Source organism: Alteromonas sp. AWQ4_252 (assembly GCF_056158205.1).
This window is the reverse complement of record NZ_JBSWSV010000001.1, coordinates 522,316-547,012: the sequence shown is the minus strand read 5'-3', so window position 1 is coordinate 547,012 and position 24,697 is coordinate 522,316. Positions and strand designations below refer to the sequence as shown.

18 protein-coding genes are annotated in these 24,697 nt (G+C 47.5%); 9 read left to right on the top strand and 9 right to left on the bottom strand.

Annotated features, from left to right (window positions below; all coding sequences use genetic code 11):
- Positions 1–51: 51 nt before the first annotated feature.
- Both ACXACM_RS02370 and ACXACM_RS02365 read right to left on the bottom strand, forming a co-directional pair.
- The gene (locus ACXACM_RS02370; RefSeq protein WP_474819532.1) at positions 52–1,146 is read right to left on the bottom strand and encodes a 4-oxalomesaconate tautomerase; all 1,095 of its coding nucleotides are present in this window, start codon (positions 1,144–1,146) and stop codon (positions 52–54) included.
- 3 nt (positions 1,147–1,149) lie between these two features.
- Positions 1,150–1,839, bottom strand: coding sequence for a 4-carboxy-4-hydroxy-2-oxoadipate aldolase/oxaloacetate decarboxylase (locus ACXACM_RS02365; protein ID WP_474819531.1), 690 nt, complete (start codon positions 1,837–1,839; stop codon positions 1,150–1,152).
- A gap of 115 nt (positions 1,840–1,954) precedes the next feature.
- Here ACXACM_RS02365 and ACXACM_RS02360 point away from each other — a divergent pair, with 115 nt between their 5' ends.
- Positions 1,955–3,142 carry a LysR family transcriptional regulator gene (locus ACXACM_RS02360; RefSeq protein WP_474819530.1) on the top strand — a complete coding sequence of 396 codons (1,188 nt, stop codon included), beginning with the start codon at positions 1,955–1,957 and terminating at the stop codon, positions 3,140–3,142.
- Positions 3,143–3,173: 31 nt separating this feature from the next.
- Here ACXACM_RS02360 and ACXACM_RS02355 read toward each other — a convergent pair whose 3' ends face one another.
- Complete coding sequence (locus ACXACM_RS02355; RefSeq protein ID WP_474819528.1) at positions 3,174–4,058, bottom strand: helix-turn-helix domain-containing protein; 885 nt, start codon at positions 4,056–4,058, stop codon at positions 3,174–3,176.
- Between the two features lie 118 nt (positions 4,059–4,176).
- Here ACXACM_RS02355 and pobA point away from each other — a divergent pair, with 118 nt between their 5' ends.
- A complete protein-coding gene (gene pobA, locus ACXACM_RS02350) occupies positions 4,177–5,394 on the top strand; it encodes a 4-hydroxybenzoate 3-monooxygenase (RefSeq protein WP_474819527.1) in 1,218 nt (405 codons plus the stop codon).
- A 102-nt stretch (positions 5,395–5,496) separates the two neighbouring features.
- Here pobA and ACXACM_RS02345 read toward each other — a convergent pair whose 3' ends face one another.
- From ACXACM_RS02345 to ACXACM_RS02335, 3 genes are all read right to left on the bottom strand, one after another.
- The gene (locus ACXACM_RS02345; RefSeq protein ID WP_474819526.1) at positions 5,497–6,504 is read right to left on the bottom strand and encodes a LacI family DNA-binding transcriptional regulator; all 1,008 of its coding nucleotides are present in this window, start codon (positions 6,502–6,504) and stop codon (positions 5,497–5,499) included.
- A gap of 91 nt (positions 6,505–6,595) precedes the next feature.
- Positions 6,596–8,155, bottom strand: coding sequence for an MFS transporter (locus ACXACM_RS02340; protein ID WP_474819525.1), 1,560 nt, complete (start codon positions 8,153–8,155; stop codon positions 6,596–6,598).
- A 13-nt stretch (positions 8,156–8,168) separates the two neighbouring features.
- Positions 8,169–9,506: a GH1 family beta-glucosidase gene (locus tag ACXACM_RS02335; RefSeq protein ID WP_474819524.1), complete on the bottom strand. Its 1,338-nt coding sequence runs from the start codon at positions 9,504–9,506 to the stop codon at positions 8,169–8,171.
- 527 nt (positions 9,507–10,033) lie between these two features.
- Here ACXACM_RS02335 and ACXACM_RS02330 point away from each other — a divergent pair.
- The 3 genes from ACXACM_RS02330 (at position 10,034) to ACXACM_RS02320 (ending at position 16,135) form a co-directional block, all read left to right on the top strand.
- On the top strand, positions 10,034–12,964 hold the full coding sequence (locus ACXACM_RS02330; RefSeq protein ID WP_474824195.1) for a TonB-dependent receptor: 2,931 nt from the start codon (positions 10,034–10,036) through the stop codon (positions 12,962–12,964).
- A gap of 103 nt (positions 12,965–13,067) precedes the next feature.
- A complete protein-coding gene (locus ACXACM_RS02325; protein WP_474819522.1) occupies positions 13,068–14,642 on the top strand; it encodes a tryptophan halogenase family protein in 1,575 nt (524 codons plus the stop codon).
- Positions 14,639–16,135 carry a tryptophan halogenase family protein gene (locus ACXACM_RS02320; protein WP_474819521.1) on the top strand — a complete coding sequence of 499 codons (1,497 nt, stop codon included), beginning with the start codon at positions 14,639–14,641 and terminating at the stop codon, positions 16,133–16,135. Before ACXACM_RS02325 ends, ACXACM_RS02320 begins: the two co-directional genes overlap by 4 nt.
- Before the next feature lie 42 nt (positions 16,136–16,177).
- On the opposite strand, the gene ACXACM_RS02315 is transcribed toward ACXACM_RS02320, so the two are convergent.
- Entirely contained in the window at positions 16,178–18,232 is a 2,055-nt protein-coding gene (locus ACXACM_RS02315) for an AAA family ATPase (RefSeq protein WP_474819520.1), read from the bottom strand.
- Positions 18,233–18,322: 90 nt separating this feature from the next.
- On the bottom strand, positions 18,323–19,309 hold the full coding sequence (locus ACXACM_RS02310; protein WP_474819519.1) for a helix-turn-helix transcriptional regulator: 987 nt from the start codon (positions 19,307–19,309) through the stop codon (positions 18,323–18,325).
- Between the two features lie 243 nt (positions 19,310–19,552).
- Here ACXACM_RS02310 and ACXACM_RS02305 point away from each other — a divergent pair, with 243 nt between their 5' ends.
- From ACXACM_RS02305 to bla, 4 genes are all read left to right on the top strand, one after another.
- Positions 19,553–20,437 (top strand): dienelactone hydrolase family protein, encoded by an 885-nt coding sequence (locus ACXACM_RS02305; protein ID WP_474819517.1) that lies wholly within the window; start codon positions 19,553–19,555, stop codon positions 20,435–20,437.
- 73 nt (positions 20,438–20,510) lie between these two features.
- The gene (locus tag ACXACM_RS02300; RefSeq protein ID WP_474819516.1) at positions 20,511–21,554 is read left to right on the top strand and encodes a helix-turn-helix domain-containing protein; all 1,044 of its coding nucleotides are present in this window, start codon (positions 20,511–20,513) and stop codon (positions 21,552–21,554) included.
- 70 nt (positions 21,555–21,624) lie between these two features.
- The gene (locus ACXACM_RS02295) at positions 21,625–23,073 is read left to right on the top strand and encodes an amidohydrolase family protein (RefSeq protein ID WP_474819515.1); all 1,449 of its coding nucleotides are present in this window, start codon (positions 21,625–21,627) and stop codon (positions 23,071–23,073) included.
- A 57-nt stretch (positions 23,074–23,130) separates the two neighbouring features.
- Positions 23,131–23,982: a class A beta-lactamase gene (bla, locus tag ACXACM_RS02290; protein WP_474819513.1), complete on the top strand. Its 852-nt coding sequence runs from the start codon at positions 23,131–23,133 to the stop codon at positions 23,980–23,982.
- Between the two features lie 260 nt (positions 23,983–24,242).
- Here the strand turns inward: bla and ACXACM_RS02285 are convergent, their stop codons facing one another.
- A complete protein-coding gene (locus tag ACXACM_RS02285) occupies positions 24,243–24,668 on the bottom strand; it encodes an HNH endonuclease (protein WP_474819512.1) in 426 nt (141 codons plus the stop codon).
- Between the last annotated feature and the right edge of the window lie 29 nt (positions 24,669–24,697).

Below are 24,697 nucleotides of genomic sequence, written 5' to 3'. Positions count from 1 at the left end.
CCTTTTGTAAGGTTTATCTTGGTGTAGCATGCAGTCGGCTATCATTCGTTTCTAAGTTGATGTTGAGAATGCGTTGTCTGGAACAAATACTTCGCCACGCATAATTAACCGGGCAGTTCGAAGTAATGCCGAGCGGCGAATAGTAAAGTGTTCAATACTGTCACTGCCCTGTACTTCCATTTCGACGCAGAATTGTCCTGTGGGATGCTCAACTTCAATTTGCATTTTAGGGCTCACCTCCACGCCAAGGTATGGGTTCGCCACTGTGCCTTCAAGCATACAAGCTGTTGCCACACTGACAGAGCCAAGCACACCAATGGCTTCATGTACCCTGTGAGGTATGAAGGTGCGGGTGTTTAGCACACCACTTTGCAGAGGTGCTGAAAGAATGCTGATTTTAGGGACGGTTTTTTTACTAACGTCTCCAAGGTTCATTATAGGGCCGACAGCAAGCCGCAGTGATTCGATACGGGCTTTCAACTCTTTATCCGATTCCAAAACCGCAGGTGACTCATTACCTTTAAGGCCCAGAGATTTAGCATCTATTAAAACCACCGGCATACCATTGTCGATACAGGTAATTTCCAGGCCTTCAACAGTATCTTTCGGGTTGCCCGTAGGAAACAGCGCGCCACAACTAGCACCAGCTACATTGAGAAACTCAAGGGGAACAGGCGCAGCAGTGCCGGGGACACCGTCAATTTTGGCATCGCCAGAATAACAAACCTTTCCGGAGGGCGTGGCAACGTAAGCACACGAAACGGACTCTGTATTCACCATGCGAATTCGAACCGGAGTCACTTCATTTTTGGCTTCTACCAGTCCGTGCTCGATAGCAAAAGGACCGACCCCAGCCAGAATATTGCCGCAGTTCTGCGTATCGCTGACTTCAGCTTTATCTACAACTACCTGCAAAAACAGGTAGTCTACATCGGCTTCACTTGACGAGGATGGACTAATGATGGCCACCTTACTGGTCAGTGGATGGCCTCCACCCGCACCGTCAATCTGACGAGGATCAGGTGAACCCATTGCGGCAAGTAACACCTTATTCCTTATCTGAGGGTCTGTGGGCAAGTCTTCAGCTAAAAAATATAAGCCTTTTGAAGTTCCCCCTCGCATGATACTGCACGGAATTGGTCTCAACAGTTATTCCTCGCCGCTATACTTAACATAACGCAGGCCTTTATCAGCCAGTCGCTCTCTCATTTTGTAAATATCCAAACCGAGTTCCCCTGACGCTAAACGTACGCGCTTTTCTTCCTCGGCAGCAAGTCGTTGCTGTGCCTTTTCGTGAACAGCGTCGGCATCCGCTCTGGCCACAACAACAACACCGTCGCTGTCGGCAACAATCATGTCTCCTGGATGAATAAGTGCACCGGCACAAACTGTCGGCACATTAACGCTGGCAAGTGTTTCTTTAACGGTGCCCTGCGCGGATATCGCTCTCGACCATACGGGAAAATTCATTTCTTCCAGGGCGGCTATATCTCTAACTCCAGCGTCTATGATGAGACCCTTTACGCCTCTGGCTTTCAATGATGTGGCGAGCAAGTCACCGAAGAAACCGTCAGTACAGTTGCTGGTCGGTGAGACAACTAAGACGTCTCCTGGCTGACACTGTTCAACCGCTACATGAATCATCCAGTTATCGCCCGGAGCTACCTGACAAGTGACCGCTGGGCCGGCAATACTGGCTGGCGAGTAAATCGGTCGCATGTAAGTTGCGAGTAAGCCCTTTCTGCCTTGTGCTTCATGCACAGTAGCAACTTCTGCGCCTTCATAATTAGCGCAAGTCTGTGCGCTTGGCCTTGGTGTGTGAGTAATGCATACCGTCATACTATTTGCCTCAGTTGTAAGCTACTAAACAGTATGCGTTACTCATTTGTAAAAATAACTTTAGAAGATCGTCTTTTGGTATTAGAATTTTCTATAATGAGTTTTGGGGCGGGCAATGTTTAACGTCAGACATCTACTAAGTGCAATTGAAGTAAAAGAAACGGGTACCATTACTGAGGCTGCACGTCACATTTATCTAACCCAGTCTGCAATCACTCAGGGGATCAATAAACTGGAGGCTCAACTGGGACATTCTCTTTTTGAGCGCACTAACTCTGGCATGTTCGTTACACCGGCCGGGGACCCTTTTCTGCGTCGCGTTGAACGGGCAATTGGTTTTTTACGCAGTTGTGCGTCTGCCTGCTTTACTAATGACAAGAGTAAAATTCAGTCTTTCGTTCGCAATGTCACCGCCCGGCAGCTTCAGGCGTTAGTTACAATTACCGAATTGCAAAGTTATACGGCTGCGTCGGTGAGGTTGGGACTGACCCAGCCAACGCTACATCGAACCATAAAAGATTTGCAGGATCTGTGTGAGCTGACACTATTTCACCGTGCGCCTAAAGGTGTTGAACCCACGTGGCGGGCAAAACAACTCAGTCGCTATGTAAGCTTGTACTTTACCGAGCTACATCAGGGGGTTGATGAGCTGAATGAGATCACGGGCTTGCTTAACGGTGCGTTGCGAATAGGAAGCCTGCCATTGGCTTTGACGTCTATCGTACCTGAAACGGTTTTGCGTCTGCTCGAGCGCTACCCGCAAGCACAGGTAAGCATAGTGGATGGTCCGTACGACGAGCAAATTAACGCGTTGTTGCATGGCCAGCTTGATCTTATCGTCGGTGCTCTGCGAACTCCTCTGCCCAGTGCCGACATTGTGCAGCACAGATTATTTTCCGATGATCTTTGTTTAGTAGTCAGGGCAAAGCATCCTCTTGCCACAGTGTCTGATTTGTCCGCCCAAGCGCTTGCTTCCTGCAAATGGATAGCACCGCGCACAGGCACGCCGTCAAGAGCCGTATTTGGACGTCTTTTTTCTGAACGCCATCTGCCCGAGCCCAAAGATGTTATTGAATGTAGTTCATTGGTCGCGACACGCGGCATTTTGCTAAGTAGCGAACGCGTCGCACTGCTGCCTGCGCGTCAGATTGCGCCCGAAGTTGAAGCTGGACTGCTGGCCACTTGCCCATTGCATCTGCCGGGTACTGAGAGAAATATCGGATATACTTTGCACAAAGACTGGCAGCCAACGCGGATCCAGTCAGAATTCCTGAGGTTACTCTCACACCGATGTGAAGCTTGAGAAAATCCAATCAACAAATTCAGATAACACGTTAGCTGATAGCGCTATTTTTTCTGAAAGCTCCGGCTGTCGTTCCGGTAAATTGTTTAAAGAACCTGCAAAAGTAAGGCGTGTCTTTGAACCCCAGTGTCTGTGCAATTTCATCGATAGTCTGTCGGGTATAGATGAGGCGCCTTTTGGCTTCGCCTATTAGTTTAAGATGGACAATTCGCTTTGGGGAATCTTGCAGTAAATTTTGACAAACACGATTTAATGTTGCTACTGAAACATGCAGTTTTTCAGCGTATTGGTCCACGCTAAGGTGATCTTGAGCATGCGCGTCGATTAATTCTCTGAACCCCATTAGAACCCGTGCTTCGTTGCGGGTGTTTCCGGCGTTTATAGCGTTTCTTTTTTGCTGGCGGGAAAGGGTGAGGAAAATTAACTGAAGCAGCCTGCTTGCGGCAAATGCGTGATTAACATCATGTACTTCCATTTCATCACTAAGCAAAGACAACAAAGTATGAAAGCGGTCGGCCTGACTTTTGTCGTTAAACTCAGTAGCCTGAGGTTGCCAAATTAAGCCATGAATATCTAATCGCGATTCTTCAGATCCGTCCGCGCGAATAACATCGGTATTAATTGACAGGACATATCCGTTAGTGCCTTGTGAGAATTGAAATCCATGAACCGTACCCGGCGGAATGACGACTGCCCAATTCCCTGCAAGGCTGAGCTTCTGGTCATCGAGGTCAACCTGCCAGGTATTGTCAAATACGCACACGATTTGCGCCAACTGGTTGTGTCGATGCGGGCTGATTTCCCACCCCAATCCCCGGCTTCGACTTGCAATATCTTCTACATGTACAAAACCCGGGTCATCTCTGATAAATGACTCGCCGTAAAGATGATAAAACGGTATTGCTGGATCCGACATGGGTAACCCTTAAAATGAGCAATGATTAAAAAGTACAATAATTTGCGTCATAACTGAATTAAAAAAAACCTCTAAAGCGAGCATTATCTGGAGTATTGCAATATGCCTGGAGAGAAAAATGCAAGAAACTCAAGTTATAAACACGAAAGTTGCTATTATCGGAGCGGGTCCTTCTGGACTATTACTTGGTCAGTTACTGGCGAAGCAGGGTATTGAGAACATCATCATTGACCGGGTTTCTGGTGAATACATTCTGGGGCGAATTCGCGCTGGTATTCTTGAGCAAGGGTTTGTTGACTTAGCCAGAGAAGCGGGTGTTAGTGAACGCATGGATGCGGAAGGGCATGTGCACACTGGTTTTGATATCGCCTATTACGGAAAACGATATCGTATTGATCTGGAAGACTTAACAAGTGGTAGCGCTGTTATGTGTTATGGTCAAACAGAGATTACACGTGATCTGATGGAAGCCAGACATGATAAAGGGCTGGTTACATATTACGAATCTGACGATGTACAGCTTCACGATGTAAAAACTGGATCACCGTATGTGACTTTTGCGCAAAAAGGGAAGCAATTTACGTTGAAGTGCGATTTTATTGCCGGATGTGATGGCTTCCATGGCGTTTCCCGTAAAACTATTCCCGAAGACGTGCGCACCGAGCATGAGCGGGTGTTCCCTTTTGGATGGCTCGGCGTACTCAGTGACACACCTCCGGTAAGTGACGAGCTTATTTATTGCAAAACCGAGCGGGGATTTGCACTTGCAAGCATGCGTTCTGAAACACGTTCCCGCTATTATCTGCAAGTGCCACTAAGTGACAAAGTAGAAGAGTGGAGTGACGAGAGATTTTGGGAGGAGCTGAAGAAGCGGCTTCCAAGAGAAACTGCAGATAAACTGGTTACTGGTCCCAGTATTGAGAAAAGTATTGCTCCTTTGCGAAGTTTTGTATGTGAGCCAATGCAATGGGGCAATTTATTCTTGGTTGGTGATGCTGCACATATTGTTCCTCCCACCGGCGCTAAAGGACTTAATCTGGCAGCCTCTGATGTTTATACATTGTACAAATTGCTAACTAAGGAATACATTCACGGTGAAAAAGGCGCAGCCCAACGCTATTCAGATATAGCGCTTCGACGGGTGTGGCATGGAGAACGTTTTTCTTGGTGGATGAGTAATATGCTGCATGATTTTAACCAAGAAGAAATCAATGGAATGGAAAAGAGAATTTTCGATCGGTTCATGCAATCGGAGCTGGATTTTTACCTCTCTCATCGCGCGGGGCAGGAAGTTATCGCTCGTCAGTACGTCGGCATGCCTTACGAGACTATTTAGCAATTGAGGATGGGGCTTAATCTTCATTCCTGCTGCTACACATTATAAAGCGCCTTAAGAGGTTGCTAAATTTTGTTACAGCAGGGGTGCGGTATGAGCTATTTATTCTCCGGCCTGACAGACAATGGTCGACTCTCGCAAAATCAATTTGGGGTCGAACAAGGTTTTAACAGGTAATGATTCGCCGTATACCGCATTGAGAATAACCCGGGCAGACATCTCACCCATCTCATAAATAGGGTTTTTAACGGTCGTGAGGCGCGGGTAAACGTGGTGCGCGAATACAGCGTCATCAAAACCGATAATAGAGAGGTCGTAGGGCAGTTTCATGCCTAAGTCCCGCGCACAACTCATTGCGCCTGACGCCATCCAGTCGTTTGCGCACACCAGTGCGGTAAAGGGTTTGTTGCGCGACAACAGGGTTTGTAGCCCTTGCTTGCCATCATCTTCTTCGTACTTACCTTCATAGTACAATTGCTCAGACCAAGGAATGCCTGCCTCAGCTAAGGCGCGGCGGTGTCCGGCCAAGCGCAAACGGGCATCGCGGGCTTTTGAAGGGCCGGAAATACAGGCGATGCGTGTGTGCCCGAGTTTGATAAGGTGCTGGGTGGCAAGGTAGCCACCGCGCTCGTTATCCAAACACACACAAGCGCTCTCCAGACCTTCCACCTGACGGTTAACAACTGAAACGGGCAGACGGTTGGCGTTTAACTCGCGCAGGTAATCGTCGCTCATGGCTTCCACGTGCATGATGAGGGCGTCACAGTTACGGCTGATCAAAAACTCAACGGCGTCTTTTTCGGTTTCCAGGTTGTTGTGACCAACAGTAATAATCACGTGTTTGTCTGCTTCGCGTAGGGTGGACTCAACGGCTTGCATCAAATCACCAAAGAACGGCGAATTAAGCTCTGACACCAATATGCCAATGCTGTCAGTGCGACTGTTCGCAAGGGAGCGGGCAACAGAACTCGGGCGATAATTGAGTTCTCGCATTGCTTGTTCTACTTTTGCCCGTAGTGCTTCGTTAACGGTTTTATTGCCGTTTAACACCCTTGAAACGGTAGAAAGCGAAACGCCTGCGCGCTCGGCTACTTCGTATATTGTCGCCACTTTTACTCTCTTATCCTTGTTCTACCTGGCAGTTTACGGTGTCGATGATGTTTGTAAAGTATTTGCTTCCAGGTTTGATTACCTTCACGCACTATTGCGTGTGTGTCTGCTCTTCTTCTGTCCTGCGCAAACGCAGCGTATCTGTCATCTCTTTCTGACTGCTGTCTGACAACGGATAGAACATAATTAGGGCTGCGCCGACAAAGCCGAAAATAGCGGGTATCCAACTCATCAACGATTGCATGCCAGGAAGTGCGTGGTTGATGGTGGTCACATCCATGCCGTCATAGCCATAAGCGCCCAACACCAATAACACCAGAGCACCGGCAAACCCGCCACCGGTTTTTTGTACAAAGGAACCAGCTGAGTAAGTTAGACCGGTGGCTCTTCGCCCCGTACGCCATTCGTTATAGTCGGCAGAATCCCCTAACATGGAAAAGAATAACGTGGGCATGATAGCGGCAAAAAATTCAGCCGCGCCGCCTAAAACGAACAAGGGCATAATGCCACTTTCGCCCATGGGCACCCAATAAATCCCGCAGGTGATCACACTACTAATAATAAGTGAAGCAACAAAAAGCATTTTACGACCAAAGCGTTTGGCCAGCCACGGCGTTGCAAAGGCACCTGCGATAGATACCACTAAAAGTACAATGAAATACTGCCCGGTAAGTGACGCATCATTCAGGTAGTATTTGAAGTAATATGCAATGACCCCGTAGCGAATGCCGTTAAACATCATGGTTAAAAAGCCCATGCCCAGTAATATCAACCAGGGTTTGTTTGTTAACAGGTCGATGATGTCTTGCTGCGAGCGGGAGTTGTTCGCTTCTGGTCGCGCGATTAGCTTTTTCACAAAATACCAACTTGCCGCCATCACCACGACAAATATGATGCCCGACAGCCAGTTGCGGAAGTAGAAAAAGGCGGTAATGGCACCTAACGGGATCAGAATAAACGGCAACTGTGTAGATAAATCTGATAACTCTTTTCGCAGGCTGGTTTTTGCCTGTTGGTGGGGAGTAATACGTTCTTTGGTGGTGAATACGGTGATCAGCATCAGCGCCACCAACAAGGCGGCGAACACGTACATGGTGTACTGATAACCCAAGGCGTCGTTTTCACCGTCGCCGCCAAAGAAGGCCACCAACATGGGAAGAAAGCCCATTACCAATAATCCACCAAGGAAGGCACCGGCAAAACGGAAACCTGATAACTTGGTGCGTTCGTGATCGTCGGCGGTCATCACGCCCATCAAAGCGGAATAGGGAACGTTATTGGCGGTATAGGCCAGCGTTAGCCCAATGTAAGTAATGTAGGCGTAAACCAGCTTACCCGTGTCAGAAAATGACGGTGTGCTAAAGCACAAAATCATAAACAAGCCGAGAAAAGGCGTTGACGCTAAAATCCAGGGGCGAAATTTGCCCATGGGCGTATTCGTACGGTCGGCGATCATGCCCATAATGATGTCGGTGACGCCATCGGATAATCGCACCACAAGAAACAGCATGGCAGCGGCCGCCGCGCTAATACCAAATGTATCAGTGTAAAAAACGGCTAAATAAGCCAGTGCTCCACGCCAAACCAGATTTGCCGCAGCATCCCCCAGTCCATAACCGATCTTCTCTTTAACACTAAGCGACTGAGACATGCTCTCGTTCTCCTTATTTTCGCTGTGAAAGTAGCGACTTATAAGCGTGTGCGCTATGTTTGAGTAGCCGTTCTTGCGTGTCGAAATTAACGTAGACTAACCCGAACCGCATCTCATAGCCTTCTGCCCACTCGAAGTTATCCATTAAACTCCAGGCAAAGTAGCCAGCCACATTAACCCCAGCGTCAATGGCATCCGACAAGGCTCCCAAGTGGGCTTCGTAGTAGTCTATTCTATCGTTATCGGCAACTTCACCGTTTTCCAGCTTATCTGGCATGGCGGCACCATTTTCGGTGATGTAGATAGGTGGCAATTTATATCGAGCGTTCAAAGAGGTAAGCAGGTCATAGAACGCCTGAGGGTAAATTTCCCAGCCAATTGCCGTTTTCGGACCTTGATGAGCGTGTTCAGTAAACAATTCGCCTTCTACTTCAGATGTCGAATAGGTTAAGCGGGTATAAAAGTTTACTCCCAGGAAATCAAGCGGCTGACAAATGATGTCCATGTCACCCGGTTGAATGTCTGGCTTGTCTTCTTCTGCGAGCTTGTCCAACACATGAGGATACTTACCTTCCATCACGGGTTGCATATACCATTGGTTGATGTACTCGTCGGCGTACAGTGTCGCCAGACGATCAGCCGGAGTATCAGACACCGAATAACATGGTGTGAAGTTCAGTACGATACCATGTTGTGCATGAGGCGCATGTTCGCGCAGGGTTTTCATGCCAAGGCCATGGGCAAGCAGGATGTGATGCGCTGCGGTCCTTCCATGCTTCCTGCCTGTTTTTCCAGGAGCGTGTACACCGATTTCATAGCCCAGATAAGCTGAGCAGAACGGCTCGTTAAACGTCGCGTAAGCCTGAACGCGAGGGCCAAGCGCCTCGGTAATACAGGCAACATAATGCTGATACGCATAGGCGGTATCCCGATTAAGCCATCCGCCATTGTCTTCCAGGTATTGTGGTAAATCCCAGTGATAAAGGGTTGCAAAGGCCTTAATACCACGACTCGCCAACTCATCTAATAAGTCAATGTAAAACTTAACGCCCTGAGGATTGAGCTCGCCATTTTCCTTCATTACCCGAGGCCAGGAAATAGAAAAGCGATAGGCATCCACACCTAAGTCTTCCAGAAGATCAATGTCTTCTTTAAATCTTTCCACGTGTTCGCAGGCTACAAGGCCATCGCTACTGTCAGCAATCTTCCCTTCTTGTTCGCAAAAGGTATCCCAAATACATTTCAGACGGCTGTCTGCGGCCCCTTCAATTTGAAACGAAGAGGTAGCCGTTCCGAACAAAAAAGCGCGTTCGCGAAGCGCACTACTCTTGGGAAGATTAATTGTTTTCATGGTGTTAACTGCTCCTAAGAGCCAAGTGAAGATTATCTACATCACTTGAGCGGTTAGTTGTCATGCTGCCTGCAAATACGCATCAATAAGTCAGTAGCATAAAATGTGTTTGGTTTATAGCACAACTCAGCTGTCATGAGAAAGCGCTTTCTTTAAATTATCGTAAACTAATTGGCTGTCTAAAAAAATAGCTATTTTAATTGGCAATCATCCCATATAGCGGAAAGTTTAAATAAAATATTGATTTTGTTGTTAAAATGTGGAGGTAAGTTTATATGGTGTTAATCTAAATGCTAATTGATATGCACTTTATGTAAAAAATATGTTGATCTTAAATGGTTGTTCTTATAGTTTTGAGAAAGCGCTTTCTTGCGGGGCGATTGTTTTTGTGGGTAGGGTTGAGAAAGCCCTTTCTCGAGAGCGCTAATTTCATGCACATCAACGAAGAGAGAAAGACGGTGACACACACAATTCTTAAGAAAAGCAAACTTGCGAATAGTCTGTCTTTAATACTGGGCACAACTTTAATGTTCCCGGTGCAAGCACAGGATGCAAATGACGATGTAGAAGTTATTCAGGTATCGGGTATTCGCGGTAGTGTTCAGGAATCAATGGGTATCAAGCGCGATTCGTCAGGGGTTGTAGATGCAATCTCTGCAGTCGATATTGGTAAATTCCCCGACACAAACCTCGCTGAATCCTTGCAACGTATAACAGGTATTTCCATCAGCCGTAACAATGGTGAAGGTAATCAGGTCACGGCCCGTGGCTTTGGCCCCGATTTTAATATGGTTACCTTAAACGGCAGAACAATGCCTGGTTCTGCCCTACCTGGAGGTGGTGGTACTCCCAATTCTCGTGCATACGATTTCTCTGATCTGGCATCAGAGAGTGTTCGCGCCGTTGAAGTGTATAAAACAGGGCGTGCGAGTATCGCTACAGGCGGTATTGGCGCATCCATCAATATTCGTACATCACGGCCTTTTGATGCCACTGAAACTGGCTTTTCTGCAAGTATTGGCGCCAAAGCTCTGGCCGATACCACTAATCGCGTGGGTGATGATGTAACCCCTGAAGTATCAGGCATGTTCAATTTCCTAAGCGAAGATGAACGGTTTGGTTTTACTTTCACCGGTTCTTTCCAACAGCGTGACAGTGCATCGCAAGGTGCGTTTGTGAACCAGTGGCGTGTTAACCCTTACGATGGCACGATCCCGCAATCTCCTGATCCGTCGAACCCGGATAGCGGAGACCCAATCGTACTTAACAACGCACCTGAAATGGGCCAGTTATTCGCCATTCCTTCTGATTTGCGCTACTTCATGGCCGACCGTGAGCGTGAAAGAACGAACGCACAGCTTACCTTTCAGTTTGCGCCAACGGAAGATATCGTAGCCACGCTGGATTACACCTATTCGAAACAAGATTTGTTTGAAGCACGTGCTGAACAATCAATTTGGATGGATGACCGTTATTTCACCGAGCTGACCTTTGACGATGAAACCGTTAAAACGCCGGTGTTGATTACTCAGGAACGTCGTGATTTAGCACCTCGTGACCTCGGACTTGCGATGCAGGAGTTAAACCAGGTAAACGAGAATAAGTCTATCGGCTTGAATATCGAGTATTTCGTGAATGACGATCTGACATTAAACTTCGACATTCACAATTCAACAGCTGAAGGTCGTCCGGATGCGCCTTACGGCACCTGGACTAACTTTGGCTTGGGCGCAAACGTAGTACGCGGGCAGGGCGTTGATTTCACCGGCGACTTCCCCATCATGTTCGTGGATTTTGACGATGTATCCCGTGGTAACCTCAACCCCAATGGCACGCTTGATCAGGACGATGTAGGTACATCAATTCTTGACATGAACTACGCCTTGCAAGATACCGAAATTACTCAAGCGAGAATAGACGGTTCTTATTACATGGACGCGGGCAGCATTAACTTTGGTGTGGAATCGCGCTCGATGGAGAGCACGTCACTACAATCACTGACCCGCCATACCATGGGCAACTGGGGTATTGAAAACCCAGGTGAACTGCCAGCTGGAATCCTGACACCATTAGATTTAGCCAATGAGTTCAGCGATTACGATACAGACGGCATGTTCTCTCAGGGCTTTACCGGTAGCGTTGCTGCGCTGGGCGCATTTGCAGCCTCTGAGTACGGCTTTAACCTGGTGGCTGACAACCCGTTTGCTACTAACCGTACGATTAAAGAAGACATTGTAGCGGTGTACTTCGAGTTCGATTTAGATGGCGAATTGAACGGCATGCCGTATAACTTGTTAACTGGCGTGCGTTATGAAAATACCGATGTGACGTCCATTGCGAATATCAGCTTGCCTAGCGGCATTGCCTGGGAAGGAAACAACGACTTCAACGTGCGTTTCGGTAGCGATATGGAAGATGTAAGCGTTGATTCAAGCTACGATCATATTTTGCCAGCCCTGGACTTCGATATTGAAGTGAAGGAAAACATGATTGCTCGTTTCTCTTACAGCAAAACCATTGCCCGCCCAACGTATAATAACTTAAGTGCAGCTGCTACTGTGTCACCACCAAGTGGCCCTACATTGATCACAGGCGAAGCGACAGCAACGGCGAGTTCGGGTAACCCAGCGCTGGTGCCGCTTGAATCAGATAACCTCGATTTATCGTTTGAATACTATTTCGACGAAACCAGCTACGTATCAGTGGGTTTCTACGACAAGCGGGTTAAGAACTTTATCGGTAACGAGCAGGTAGAGGAAAATATCTTCGGGCTGCGTGATGCGACTGCCGGTCCACGTGCTGTTGCCGCTGCTGCTGAACTTGAGCGTTTAGGCATTCCGTTAAGCGATACATCGCTATTTAACATGGTCGCAGCTATGGAAAACGGCGTAGATTACTCGTCTATGACCGATGAGCAATTTGAAGCTGCGTATGACGTACTGCCAAATGGTGATGATCCGCTGTCTGTGTTCATCAACTCTAAACCTGTGAACAACCGTGCTGCAAATATTTATGGCTTTGAGCTAGCTGCACAACACTTCTTCGGAGAAACAGGTTTTGGTGTGATGGGTAACTACACCACGGTTAACGGAGATATTGCTTTCGATAACGACGCCGACCCATCGGTTACTCAGTTTGCGCTGGTGGGGTTAAGCGACACTGCTAACTTGATCCTGATGTATGAAAAAGAAGGGATCCAGGCGCGTATCGCTTACAACTGGCGCGATAAGTTCTTAGATACAACCTCGCAATATGTGAACGAGCCGGGTTACACCGAAGCGTACTCACAAATTGACTTTAGCGTGTCTTACGACTTCAGCGAAGATCTTACCGTATCGCTGGAGGGCATTAACATTACTGAAGAAAATGCCCGCCGTCACGGCCGCACCAGTGCCATGCTGTGGAAGATGGATGAACTCGGCGCCCGTTACGCGGTTGGCGTTCGCTACAAGTTCTAAACATCATTGCTTATAGCAACACGTAGAATGACGCGGGGAAGTAACGCCCCGCGTCATTTTTGCGTTAAAGTAAGTCACTAAATTTTGTGAAGGGGATGCAGTAGTGAATGCACCTACTCAAAACGTCGTCATTGTGGGCGGCGGCACCGCTGGTTGGCTGTGTGCGGGTATGCTGGCGGCCAAGCTTGGCAAACACGGAGAGCGCGAGCAGGGCATTGCCATCACGCTTATTGAATCTCCTGATGTGAGCACAATTGGCGTGGGTGAAGGCTCCTGGCCGTCACTGCGTGATACATTGCGGGAAATCGGCTTGTCTGAATCGGCTTTCATCAGCCATTGCCAGGCGTCTTTTAAACAAGGCTCGACGTTTGTTGGCTGGCGCGATGGCAGCGAAAAAGACTGCTATCATCACCCCTTTACGAACCCCGCTGGCTATACCGAAATAGATGTTCACGCTTGTTGGCAAGCCTTGCATGGTGATAAGCCATACGACCGGGTATTTAGCGTGCAACCTGCGCTTTGCGAGCAGCACAAGGCGCCGAAACAGCTAGCCACCCCAGATTATGCCTATGTGCTTAACTATGGTTATCACTTCGACGCCACCAAACTTGCCGACATGGTGTCAGATCATTGCGTCAAAAAACTCGGTGTAAATTACGTAAAAGCACACATAGAGCAGGTGGTTAGCCACATCAACGGCGACATTAAAGCGCTCACTACACAATGCGGAAAAACCATTGAAGGCGACCTGTTTATTGATTGCAGTGGTCAGGCGGCACTGCTGGCCGACAAACACTACAAGGTGCCCTGGCAGTCAGTGCAACACATACTACTCAATGATTCAGCCATGGCAATTCAGGTACCTTACGATGCAAAAGACAATACGATTGCTTCTACCACCATTGCCACTGCACATCCTCTGGGTTGGAGTTGGGATATTGGCCTGCAGCATCGCCGCGGTGTGGGTATGGTATTCAGCAGCGATTTTGCTGAGCCTGATCAAATTGAACAGTGTTTAAAGCAGTATCTGACAAAGCGTTTACCAGCGGATGTGGCCCAGCAGGCAGAATGCAGACAACTGCACTTTGTACCTGGCTATCGCAAGGAATTCTGGACACGTAACTGTGTATCCTTGGGCATGGCAAGTGGTTTTATTGAGCCTCTGGAGGCCTCGGCTGTGGCCATGGTCGAGCTGGGCGTTCGCATGTTGTGCGAGCAATTTCCGCAAAACCGCGATCACATGACCATGCTGGCAGCGCGCTATAACGAACGCTTTGCTTATCGCTGGGCGCGGGTTATCGACTTTATCAAACTGCATTATGCCATTAATCAAAGAACCAACGATGTTTACTGGAACGCACATCGGGATCCGGCCACCTGGCCAGAGTCACTTCGTGAGCTACTGGCGTTGTGGCAATATCAGCCTCCATCACGGTATGACGTGATCCAGAATGAGGAAATCTTCCCCTCAGCCAGTTATCAGTTTGTGCTTTATGGCATGGGTTTTCACACACAGTCGCAAGCGTTGGCGGCGAACAGTGAAATGATAAAGCGCGCTACCGCCATTGCAGATAAGCTAAAATCGACACTAACACAGTTTTCCCAAGGCCTGCCCGACAATCGAGCGCTACTCAGTGCCATTTGCGAACGCCAACAACAATCCGGAGTGCCGTTATGAATACGTCCGACACCTCGTTAAACAGAGTACAAAAGGTAATCATTGCTGGTGGCGGTACAGCTGGGTGGATGGCGGCTGCGGCGATATCACGGTTAATTGGCAAATCTGTGAAGGTAACGCTGGTGGAGTCCAAAGACATTGGCATTGTGGGCGTTGGTGAGGCCACTATTCCACCCATTCGCACTTTTCACAAGTTACTTGGTATTGATGAAAAAGCGTTTATGCGCGCTACCAATGCCACCTTCAAACTGGGTATTGAATTTGCCAACTGGCGGGAACCAGAACACGCTTACATACACTCCTTCGGTGTGACCGGGCGTGAATGTTGGGCAGGGGAGTTTCATCATTTTTGGATGCGTGCACAGCGCGAAGGGTTGAAATCAGCCTTTGGTGATTATTGCTTTGAACTTAAAGCCGCTGAGCAATACAAGTTTGGCATAAGCAACAAGATGCCCATCAACTTCGCCTATCACTTCGATGCGGTGGCGTACGGTAAGTTTTTACGCCAGTTCGCTGAAAACCTCGGCGTGACACACGTTGAGGGAGACATCGACAAAGTTAACGTGAATACCACCTCGGGCGATATCACATCGTTAACCTTAGCCGATGGACGCACTCTGGCGGGGGATTTGTTTATCGACTGCACTGGTTTTAAAGGGCTTTTAATAGAACAGGCGCTACATACAGGTTACGAAAACTGGTCGCACTGGCTACCGTGTGATCGCGCTGTCGCCATGCAAACTGAAAGTGTTGAAGCGCCCGCACCCTTTACCCGCTCGGTGGCACACGAAGCAGGTTGGCGATGGCAAATTCCACTGCAAAATCGGGTGGGGAATGGCCTGGTTTATTGCAGTCGTTACATGAGTGATGAGGAAGCCAAGGAAACCCTGGGTAAACAAGTAAGCGGCAAATCCATTAACGAGCCCCGGGTTATTCAGTTTACGCCTGGCAAGCGTCGCCTGGGTTGGAATAAAAACTGTGTTGCGCTGGGGCTTGCCAGTGGCTTTATAGAACCGCTGGAATCCACCAGTATTCACTTGATCATGACAGGCATCATACGGTTATTGCGTTTGTTTCCGTTTGATGGCGTAACCCAGAGTGCCATTGACGAATATAACAACAAATACAACAGTGAGATGGCCGCCATTCTTGATTTCATCGTTATGCATTACAAGGTCACTAATCGTAACGATTCACCTTTCTGGCAGCACTGCCAGCGTATGCCTGTTCCTTCTTCACTTACCCACAAAATTAATCTGTTTAAACAAACAGGCAGAGTATTTTTAGACGACGGTGACATCTTCCGGGTAGATTCATGGACGCAAGTGATGTTAGGCCAGGGCTTGTTGCCGGAACAATATCACCGGGTGGCTGACGAAATGAACACTGAAGAACTCACCCGCTTTATGAATGGCTTGCAGCAACATGTGTCGCAGCAGGTGCAGTCGCTACCCACCCATGGCGATTTTTTGAAGCAGTATTTGGGAAGCTAAAAAACCGCCGTGGCTCTGATTGCCTGGCGGTTTTAACGGCGTTCAGATAAAACCAATAGGCCGGCTTACTGGCTGTTTTAAGCTGGTCTCTGCCTCCAGGCTTTCAATAAAGTGTGCTACCGTGCTGATTGGTGAAAAGCGATGACGCCTGTAAACTGCCGCGAAATCACCAGGGGCGATATTATTAATCCCTCGAACGGTGGCTTTGTGACTGCTTTTGATACCCGTTAATTGTAACGTTTGTGCATATCGGATAAAAAGCAGCTCAGCTTGTTCGGGTCGTAAGTATTGAAATTCCACTTTTAAATCAAAACGTCTTAACGCGGCCTTATCAAGATTATTCACTAAATTAGTACTGGCAAAGAAAATGCCTTCAAAGGACTCCATTTGAGTAAGCATTTCGTTTACCAGCGTGGTTTCCCAGGAATTTGTGGCCTTCACCCTGTCCTGGAGAAAACTATCCACCTCGTCAAGAATTAATACAGCCCCATCGCTCTGAGCACTTGCGAACGCATTGGCGATATTGCGTTCAGACTGACCCACATACATAGACATTAGATCTGACACTTTATGGGTGTGCAAAGGCTTATTGAGACAGGAGGCGATATGATTTGATATAGCTGTTTTTCCCGTGCCGGGTGGGCCGTACAGACAAATTCTGGCATCCGGGTGTTGTTTCAGGCCTGCTAAGAGCTGATTTATATCTGTGTTGGTGTTCAGATATGAAAGGCTGTAAAGTGCGCTATTCGATGGGGATGTCTTCTTGATTTTCACTCTGCCTAGCCCTGCCACTTTTAAGCTCTGATTGAGCAACTTGAGAAAAATAGATTCTGCATTGCTACCGTCAGTGATGGTACTGGTAACGCTTGCGGTGCGCGCAAGCAGAGCCGGAGAGATATCATCCCGCTTGGCAATTATCTCAATCGTCGCCTTTGATAAATGCTTCTTGCAGCAGCGTTGTACAATACGCTTTCTTTGGCTAAGTGTCGGAATAGGAACCTCAATGACAATATCAAAACGGCGCAGGTAGGCGGGGTCGATCCCATGGACAGAATTCGATAACCAGAAGGTGGGGACCGGGTTAGTTTCCAGCATGGTATTTAGCCAGGCTTTGTGTTTCGATGCAGTGCTTGGCATAAAAAAACCGCCATCTTCAAAAATGTCTTCTATTTCATCAAATAACAAAATACTTTCGTTGGCATCCAGTAGATTCTGACCCAGTTTATAACGATGCATACGTTGAGAACCCTCGATAGCCTGGCTGTTCTCGCCTTCAGTGGCGACTTCGAAAAGCTGACAACGTGCCATATTGGCAATTAAACGGGTGAGCTGTGTTTTTCCTGTGCCGGGAGGCCCGTAAAGCAGAATGTTGCAACCTTGCTGCTTGTTTTTAAGGTAGTTCAGGATCATAGAAACATAGCCGCTTAAATGATCGAAGTCTTTAGCTTTTAAATGGGCACAAGGTGCAATAGTAACCGCATGTTCGAGAAGCTTGTCACAGCAGAACTGTTCGTCACATAGCACATCAACCAGGTTTTCGTTGGCTAAATCTAATCGTCCATACAGGGTGTCGCTGTAGTTGTTGTATACCACTAAGCCACTTTGAATAAGCCTGCCTGAATCACGTAACGCCTGCTTTACACAGTTAACCGGTAGGTCGAGTAACCTTGCCAGTACGGCGCTTGTTTGGGCGAGTGTTTTCACACTGAGGTGTTCTGTGAGTGTTTCCAGCGTGGGACTTGCAAGTAAGTGAACAACAAATTCAAGTACTTGAATACTTTCTGTATCTATGTTCGCCACTTCCGCGAATTCGTGAATGTTTTCACGCAGAATTTCACTCTGTGATGACAGTGAAAGCGGGGTTTCTTCCAGTATCGCTAGCATGGCGTTGAGTTGTTCTTTGACCCCCTTTTTACCATGCCGTTTTATTAAATCCGGGTCTAAACCCAGTTGTCTGGCAATTGTGTCGGAACGAAACGTTTTACCATTAACTAACTGGTTCATGCCATCTAAATCAACAACCGCGCGGAAAGCCCATAGACGCTGTAGATCATCCAGAGATTCAGTATGGTGAGAATACGGTTTTTTATTAAACATTAGCGAAACTGCCTCTATTGTCGAACGTCAGAAGGAGTATGCCAAATTGGTGCGACAAGCTGTGTCGCTTGGGGTGTGGGAGAGCGAAATTTATTGTGACTGGAAAGCCAAACCCGCTTGCAATTGTTGAACAATGCGCTGCTTCAGCGACGCAGGTTGAACAATTCGAATACAGTCGATATGTCCCTTAATCCAGTGCTCCAGTTCAAAGGTGTGCTTTAGAGTGGCGGAAAATCGCCACCATTTTTCGTCAATAGCCTGGAGCTTTTGACATTTACCAATGGTAGATTCTCTGAGTATGGTAGCGGCCACTCCTGTTACGTCCAGCTCTAAGGATATGTCTCCGCCGGAAATTAAATTCCTGGGTGCTTCTGAATCGATATATTCAGCGAGGTCAAAATCATCAGTAAACGTGGTGTCGGTTAATCGCGCATGGTTAATACGGTGTGCAAGGATGAGGCGAATGTCGTCATAGCCATCAAAAATGCAAGGAAGTACAAGCTTATTGTTGCGTATAATCAACCCAAGTGGTTTCACTTTTCGTGGGCTTTTCAAGCGTCCATAAGACACTTCAATCATCTTGTTGTTTAGAATGCCTGAATAAATGACCTGGTTTAGTTCGGCGCTAATATCGTGAGTTTTAATGTCCAAACCGGGCGGGATAACCGCAACTTTTTTACTCCAACGGGCATAGGCCGGTTGGTGACGGATAACGTCATCTGCTTTTTTGAATAACGCGTCGAGTGTGGCAAATACATTGGCGGGCAAAAATAACCTGAGGTGTTGCTGTGTCATTTTAAGCGACAGCGCTTCTTCGAGAGACAAAGAAGGCAGGTACGTATGCTTGGCTTCGCGATTAAACGACCATTTTTTGCCATCCGGACTGTCGGAATCAACTAACTCAAAGAGCACAGATATAGTGTTTAAATCTCTCTCCACTGTGCGCTTACTGACATCGAAACCCTTGGCAGTTAACGCCGTGTGCAGTTGCCGCGCGGTCGTCCAGCGAGGGTAAATTGGAATAAGTCCCAGCATGCTTACGATGCGGATCAGGGTGTCTTTTGCCTTGGCACTCATGAAATAAACTCAACTATCTGATTTAAAGACAGCACCAATGGCTCTGTCAGTCTCTTCAAAATATACTAACAATAGTGGGCGAAAAACCGGATATAAAATAGATGGAAAGTGGCGAAATCTTTGTGAAAGGTTAGTTATGCATCGCATTTTGCAAACAGAATGACCCCATTTTGTGATAGTGGTAGTATGAATAATCACCTATGAAAAAAGCGCGTTAATTCACAACATTAAGAGGGCTTACACATGTGCGACGACAGAACTGAATCAGACATAGCAAAGTTTGCTAAAAAGGGTGGGCAATTACATCGTCGTGATTTCAATAAGTTAATGGGGTTGGGTGCGTTTGTTTCTGCGTTTCCACAATTTGCCATGGCTTCCAGCGACGTTACCAGCCGCGAGGTGACAGTTACTACGCCAGATGGTGAAGTTGACTGCTTGTTGGCTACACCTAAATCAGGCACTTACCCTGCGGTGGTAATGTGGACTGATATTATGGGGCGTCGGGCTGCGTTCGATTTAATGGGGCAGCGGCTAGCCGCAAGTGGCTACGCTGTGTTGGTAGTAAACCCTTTTTACCGCGATGTTAAAGGCGCTGCATTGCCCGACGGTATTAAGTTTCCGGCTCCTGAAGCGTGGGAAATACTGCGGCCCATGCGAGCTAAATTAACGCCTGAGAACACAAACTCAGACAATCGGGCATTTTTTGATTTCCTTAATCAGCAGGATGCGGTAGATGAAAAAGCGAAAAAAGCCGTGCTTGGGTATTGCATGAGCGGGACGTTCACTATGCACGCTGCCGCAGAATTCCCACAGGAAGTAGGAGCCATTGCTACCTTTCACGGCGGCGGTATAGCAACTACTGAAGATGACAGCCCTCATTTAACAGTTGGTGATTCCACTGCATTGGCACTGCATGCCATCGCGGAAAATGACGCCGAAAAAAGCCCTAAAATGGAACCTCTGCTAAAAGAAGCTTACGAGAAAGCGGATATCCAGGCTGATATTGCTGTGTACCCGGGCACATTGCATGGCTGGACTCCACCAGACTCACGGGTGTACAACGAGAAGCAGGCAGATATTGCCTGGGAAAGAATGCTCACTATTCTTGAAAAAGGGCTCAAAGCTTAAGTGATAAAGCCAGTTTTCTTAAGGAAAGCTGGCTGTTTTTTCCTGCGCAAAATTTGCGACACCGAGACTGCCTTTGCTTAGCTCAATACCGCTTCTACCGGTTAACATTATTCAGTTGCTGATGCTGTTTGTCAGTTGTTTGGCAGTATTTTCCCTGCGTGGCGGGCCACGCTATGGTGGAGTGATCTTAGCGTTTGCTCTGCAGGCTATTGCCGTGCTCTTCAATTTTATGGAAGAGTTGCAGCTGATACCGGTAGTTGCCAGTCCTGCTTTAAGCCTGGCCAGTGGTCCTGGGCTATACCTGTTCGTCAGAGTATTGGTACGTCATGACTCGCCTTTGTCCCGCAGGGATGTTGCGCATTTTCTGCCTGCAATTATCGCCTTATTTTTTCACGCCTATATAAACTGGGTACTGGCATTTGGTGCATTAAGCCAGCTTATTTATCTCAAGTTCTCTTTGTCTCTTATACTGCGTTACCAGCATGCTGTCAGAGAGCGGCGTTCTGATACCGAACGTTTGCAATTGCGCTGGTTGTTGAGCTTGTTGTTTACCCTTATGTGCCTGATAGTGATTGAAGTCGCTCGCGCAAATTTACAGCCTTATTTGCCCTATGACTTTCGAAATCAGTGGTATCTGATCGATCAAGTTATCCTTCTCATACTGTTAAGCGGCTTTTTTGTTGGCATTGTGCGGCAACCCGAGATATTTGACGGTTTAGGTGAATTCGAAGCATCTGAAAAAAGTAATGAAGCGCGCAGCGAAGAGAGCGCCGATGAACACGCCAGCACAATCTTTGCTGAAATTGATGCCAGAGTTAAACGGGATTCACTTTTTTTACAGCCGCGTTTAACACTGCATGATATTGCTGAAACTACCGGGCTAAACAGCAAAGATATCTCCTGGGCTATCAACAAAGGCGGCAACGTGAGTTTTGCCGATTACATCAACGGGCTGCGTGTTACTTACGTGGTTGAGATGGCAATGTCTCAGCCGAAAAAAAATCTATTGGATATGGCATTAGATGCAGGTTTCAGCTCTAAGTCATCTTTTAACGCCGTGTTTAAAAAGCACACCGGAATGTCGCCTGGACGTTATTTAAAAAGTCTAGAATCATGATTCTGGTCGATAGCAAAGGCGCTGACCACTAGCCTGCGAACACAATTTACTGTGTTTGGAGTGTCCTGAAATGCAAAGCAATTATATATCTCATGTACTGTGGCGTTGCCTGCAAAGCATCGCGATAATTTTACTCTTGTTGTTCGCTTTTTCTACGGCTGTGTGGCTTTATCAATATGCCGAGAAAGGTAGCACCGAGCTCAACCTTGATAAACCTGACAGCTTTGTGTTAACCAATGTGAATGTGCTTTCTTTGCATACTCATCAAATCGTACCTTCCCAGGCGCTTATAGTGCGAGAGGGTGTAATTTCGAGAGTTGTTCCCATGGCGGAATTCGAAGCGCAAGTGTCACTGCCCATTATTGACGGTGAGCAAGCCTACGTAATGCCGGGTTTGATAGATGCACATGTTCATGTTTTAGACCGAAGTTATGCTAAATCTGCACTGGCTGCAGGCGTAACAACGGTGCGCAATATGGGGGGGTATTCCTACCATTTAAAGTGGCGGGGTGAATTGAACGCCGGGGAATGGTTTGGTAGCCAGTTAGTGCTTTCCAGTCCTATTTTCAATAGCGTTGAACAAGGCGACCGGCTGTCTCAAATTCCCGTGGACGACCCCAACCACGCTCGCCAACTTGTGCGCGACTGCATTGCAAAGGGCTACGATTTCATCAAAGTATATGAGGGGTTAAACGCACAAACATATACCGCGATTTTAGACGAAGCAAGTGAGCTTGGCGTTATGGTGGCCGGGCATCCATCTTATGACTTAATGAGCCAAAAACCTGATGCGCACGGTGCGCTGCGTACCTTCGAGCATGCCGAGGAAATCTATGACGGGTTTCTCAAGCAAACGTTTGATAATGAAAAAGCTGAAGAAGCAGCACGGTTTTTCGTACAGCACGATGTTGCCCTGGTGCCCACATTGGCCGTGAATCGTGAATTAACCCGTCTAAGTACTGAAAAAGAAGCATATTTGCAGCAAACCGACCAGGACGCCATCACGCCATTCGCACGATATATATACGAGCAGACCTCATTCAAGCGCTGGTTGGGCGCGTCGCCAGCGTTGGGGGAATACAACCTCAGGACGGATAACTATTTTCACTACCTGACCAAACTCATGTACGAAAGAGAGGTCAGGTTGGTTTTAGGCTCTGACGCCGGTGCGCTAACTGGTTTGCCTGGCCCGGCGACCATTGATGAAATAGAACTGATGGTTGCTGCGGCTATACCTGTTAATGACGTATTGTTGGCCGCCACCGAGAATGCAGCTTACGCTTTGGGCAAAAGCAATGAAGTAGGGCGAATTGAAGCAGGCATGCAAGCCGATTTACTGCTACTTGAGAGCAACCCGTTGACATCATTGAGCACTCTCCGCAGCCCTAAGATGGTAATTCAGAAAGGTCGCGTGTTCGACCAGAACGATCTCATGCAATTACGTAAAGAAGCTCATCAACATTCAGACTGGTTGCTGAGCGTGTCGCGACATGTAAGTTTTCTGTTGTTTGGGTGGTGAGTTGTGGCAAGATAACTGCCTTCCAAACGCCATTACCTTAGTCGCGGGTTGATTCAAATGAAATTTCTATTCCTGTTGTTACTTGCGCTTATATCTGTTTCAGAACAAGTTTGTGCAACTGACCTTCGAGATGCCATAAAAAAAATAGAAGCGCGCATCGAGGGGCGTGTGGGTGTGGCAACATTAAACACGCAATCCGGTGTGCTTTGGCACTATCGAGGCGATGAGCGCTTTGCCATGATGAGTACGTTTAAGACTTTCGCATGCGCCAATATGTTGTATTTAGCAGAGCAGGGCAAACTCGCTCCGCAGGTTGAGACCAAGGTGGAACAGATAAGTATTGTAGAGTGGTCGCCGGTTACCGAAAAGCTGATAGGTAAACATATCTCCTTATCCCAAGCTTGCGATGCCACCATGCTTGTCAGTGACAACACTGCAGCCAATATTATCCTTCAGCATACCGGCGGCCCTAGCAGCGTTACCCGGTTTATGAGGGCTATTGGCGATGAGACAACCCGGTTAGACCGGATAGAACCCGATGTAAACAAAGCAACGCCCGGCGACAATCGGGATACCACAACACCTTTAGCCATGGCGCGATCTTTGAAAACTCTTTTCTTTGGTGATGTGCTGTCTGCTCAGAGCACTAATTACCTCAAAACCTTAATGCAAAATAACAGGATATCTGGTGGCTTGTTGCGTTCAGTGTTGCCACAAGGATGGCACATCGCTGATCGCACCGGCGCTGGAGAAAACGGTTCACGAGGCATTAATGCTTTAATATGGAGAGAAAATCAGCCTCCCATTATTATCGTGATTTATATCACTGAGACCACATTTTCACTGAGTGAGCGCAATGCTGTGATTGCCGAGATAGGGGAAATACTGATGAATCACATTATTATCTGAGATAAAAAACACACTCTTGTTCATTTAAACTGAGCACCTGGTAGCTAGGATTTATAAAAACAGGTGGGTATTTTCGTAAAGGCATTTACTCTATCGAGCAGCGGCTTTAGATTTTTCGGAACCAGACACACTTTGAGTTTATGCCCGCCAAAGTCTGAAGTTCGTCCCCTATACTGTTTTTTTGTTCACATTATTGTTAAGTTTTTCAATACAGGAAACCTGAAGCAGGGTTAGACAGTAAAACAAATTGACTGCATCTGCTATATCCTACTCTCACTCGTCATCTTTCCTTTATTACACTTATCACACAGAATTTGCAGGTTGCTCTCTTCCAATGCAAGTTCCGGGTACAAGCTGCGAGCCTTAATATGGTCGACGTGCAGTATTGCGCCCTCGTCAGGGGTGATGCCACATAGTTTGCAACAGCGTTCGGCGGTATTCAGTATTTTGAAGCGCAGCGCTAGCCAGGCCTGGGAATTGTAGAAGTCGGTTTGCTGGTCATTTTCATGATAAGGCAGTTCATGTGCATGATGGTAAACCATTGGCTCGTTTCCCGGTTCGTAAACCATGGCCATACCTGTGTTGTTACCAAACCAGCGCTTAATGTTGCGAATGGCACTTTTATGGGTGCGGTATTCCTTGCGGGTGGTTTTGCCATTTTGCTGTAGCGTAACGCGTATGGTCATTGGGTTTCCTTGCCGGATGAAGTGCAGCT

Bases quoted from the DNA above. Each gene is read 5' to 3' on its own strand.
- ACXACM_RS02285 (WP_474819512.1), bottom strand. From the start codon at position 24,668: ATGACCATACGCGTTACGCTACAGCAAAATGGCAAAACCACCCGCAAG.
- ACXACM_RS02340 (WP_474819525.1), bottom strand. From the start codon at position 8,155: ATGTCTCAGTCGCTTAGTGTTAAAGAGAAGATCGGTTATGGACTGGGG.
- ACXACM_RS02310 (WP_474819519.1), bottom strand. From the start codon at position 19,309: ATGAGTGCCAAGGCAAAAGACACCCTGATCCGCATCGTAAGCATGCTG.
- pobA (WP_474819527.1), top strand. From the start codon at position 4,177: ATGCAAGAAACTCAAGTTATAAACACGAAAGTTGCTATTATCGGAGCG.
- ACXACM_RS02335 (WP_474819524.1), bottom strand. From the start codon at position 9,506: ATGAAAACAATTAATCTTCCCAAGAGTAGTGCGCTTCGCGAACGCGCT.
- ACXACM_RS02320 (WP_474819521.1), top strand. From the start codon at position 14,639: ATGAATACGTCCGACACCTCGTTAAACAGAGTACAAAAGGTAATCATT.
- ACXACM_RS02365 (WP_474819531.1), bottom strand. From the start codon at position 1,839: ATGACGGTATGCATTACTCACACACCAAGGCCAAGCGCACAGACTTGC.
- ACXACM_RS02295 (WP_474819515.1), top strand. From the start codon at position 21,625: ATGCAAAGCAATTATATATCTCATGTACTGTGGCGTTGCCTGCAAAGC.
- bla (WP_474819513.1), top strand. From the start codon at position 23,131: ATGAAATTTCTATTCCTGTTGTTACTTGCGCTTATATCTGTTTCAGAA.
- ACXACM_RS02315 (WP_474819520.1), bottom strand. From the start codon at position 18,232: ATGTTTAATAAAAAACCGTATTCTCACCATACTGAATCTCTGGATGAT.
- ACXACM_RS02330 (WP_474824195.1), top strand. From the start codon at position 10,034: ATGTTCCCGGTGCAAGCACAGGATGCAAATGACGATGTAGAAGTTATT.
- ACXACM_RS02305 (WP_474819517.1), top strand. From the start codon at position 19,553: ATGTGCGACGACAGAACTGAATCAGACATAGCAAAGTTTGCTAAAAAG.
- ACXACM_RS02355 (WP_474819528.1), bottom strand. From the start codon at position 4,058: ATGTCGGATCCAGCAATACCGTTTTATCATCTTTACGGCGAGTCATTT.
- ACXACM_RS02360 (WP_474819530.1), top strand. From the start codon at position 1,955: ATGTTTAACGTCAGACATCTACTAAGTGCAATTGAAGTAAAAGAAACG.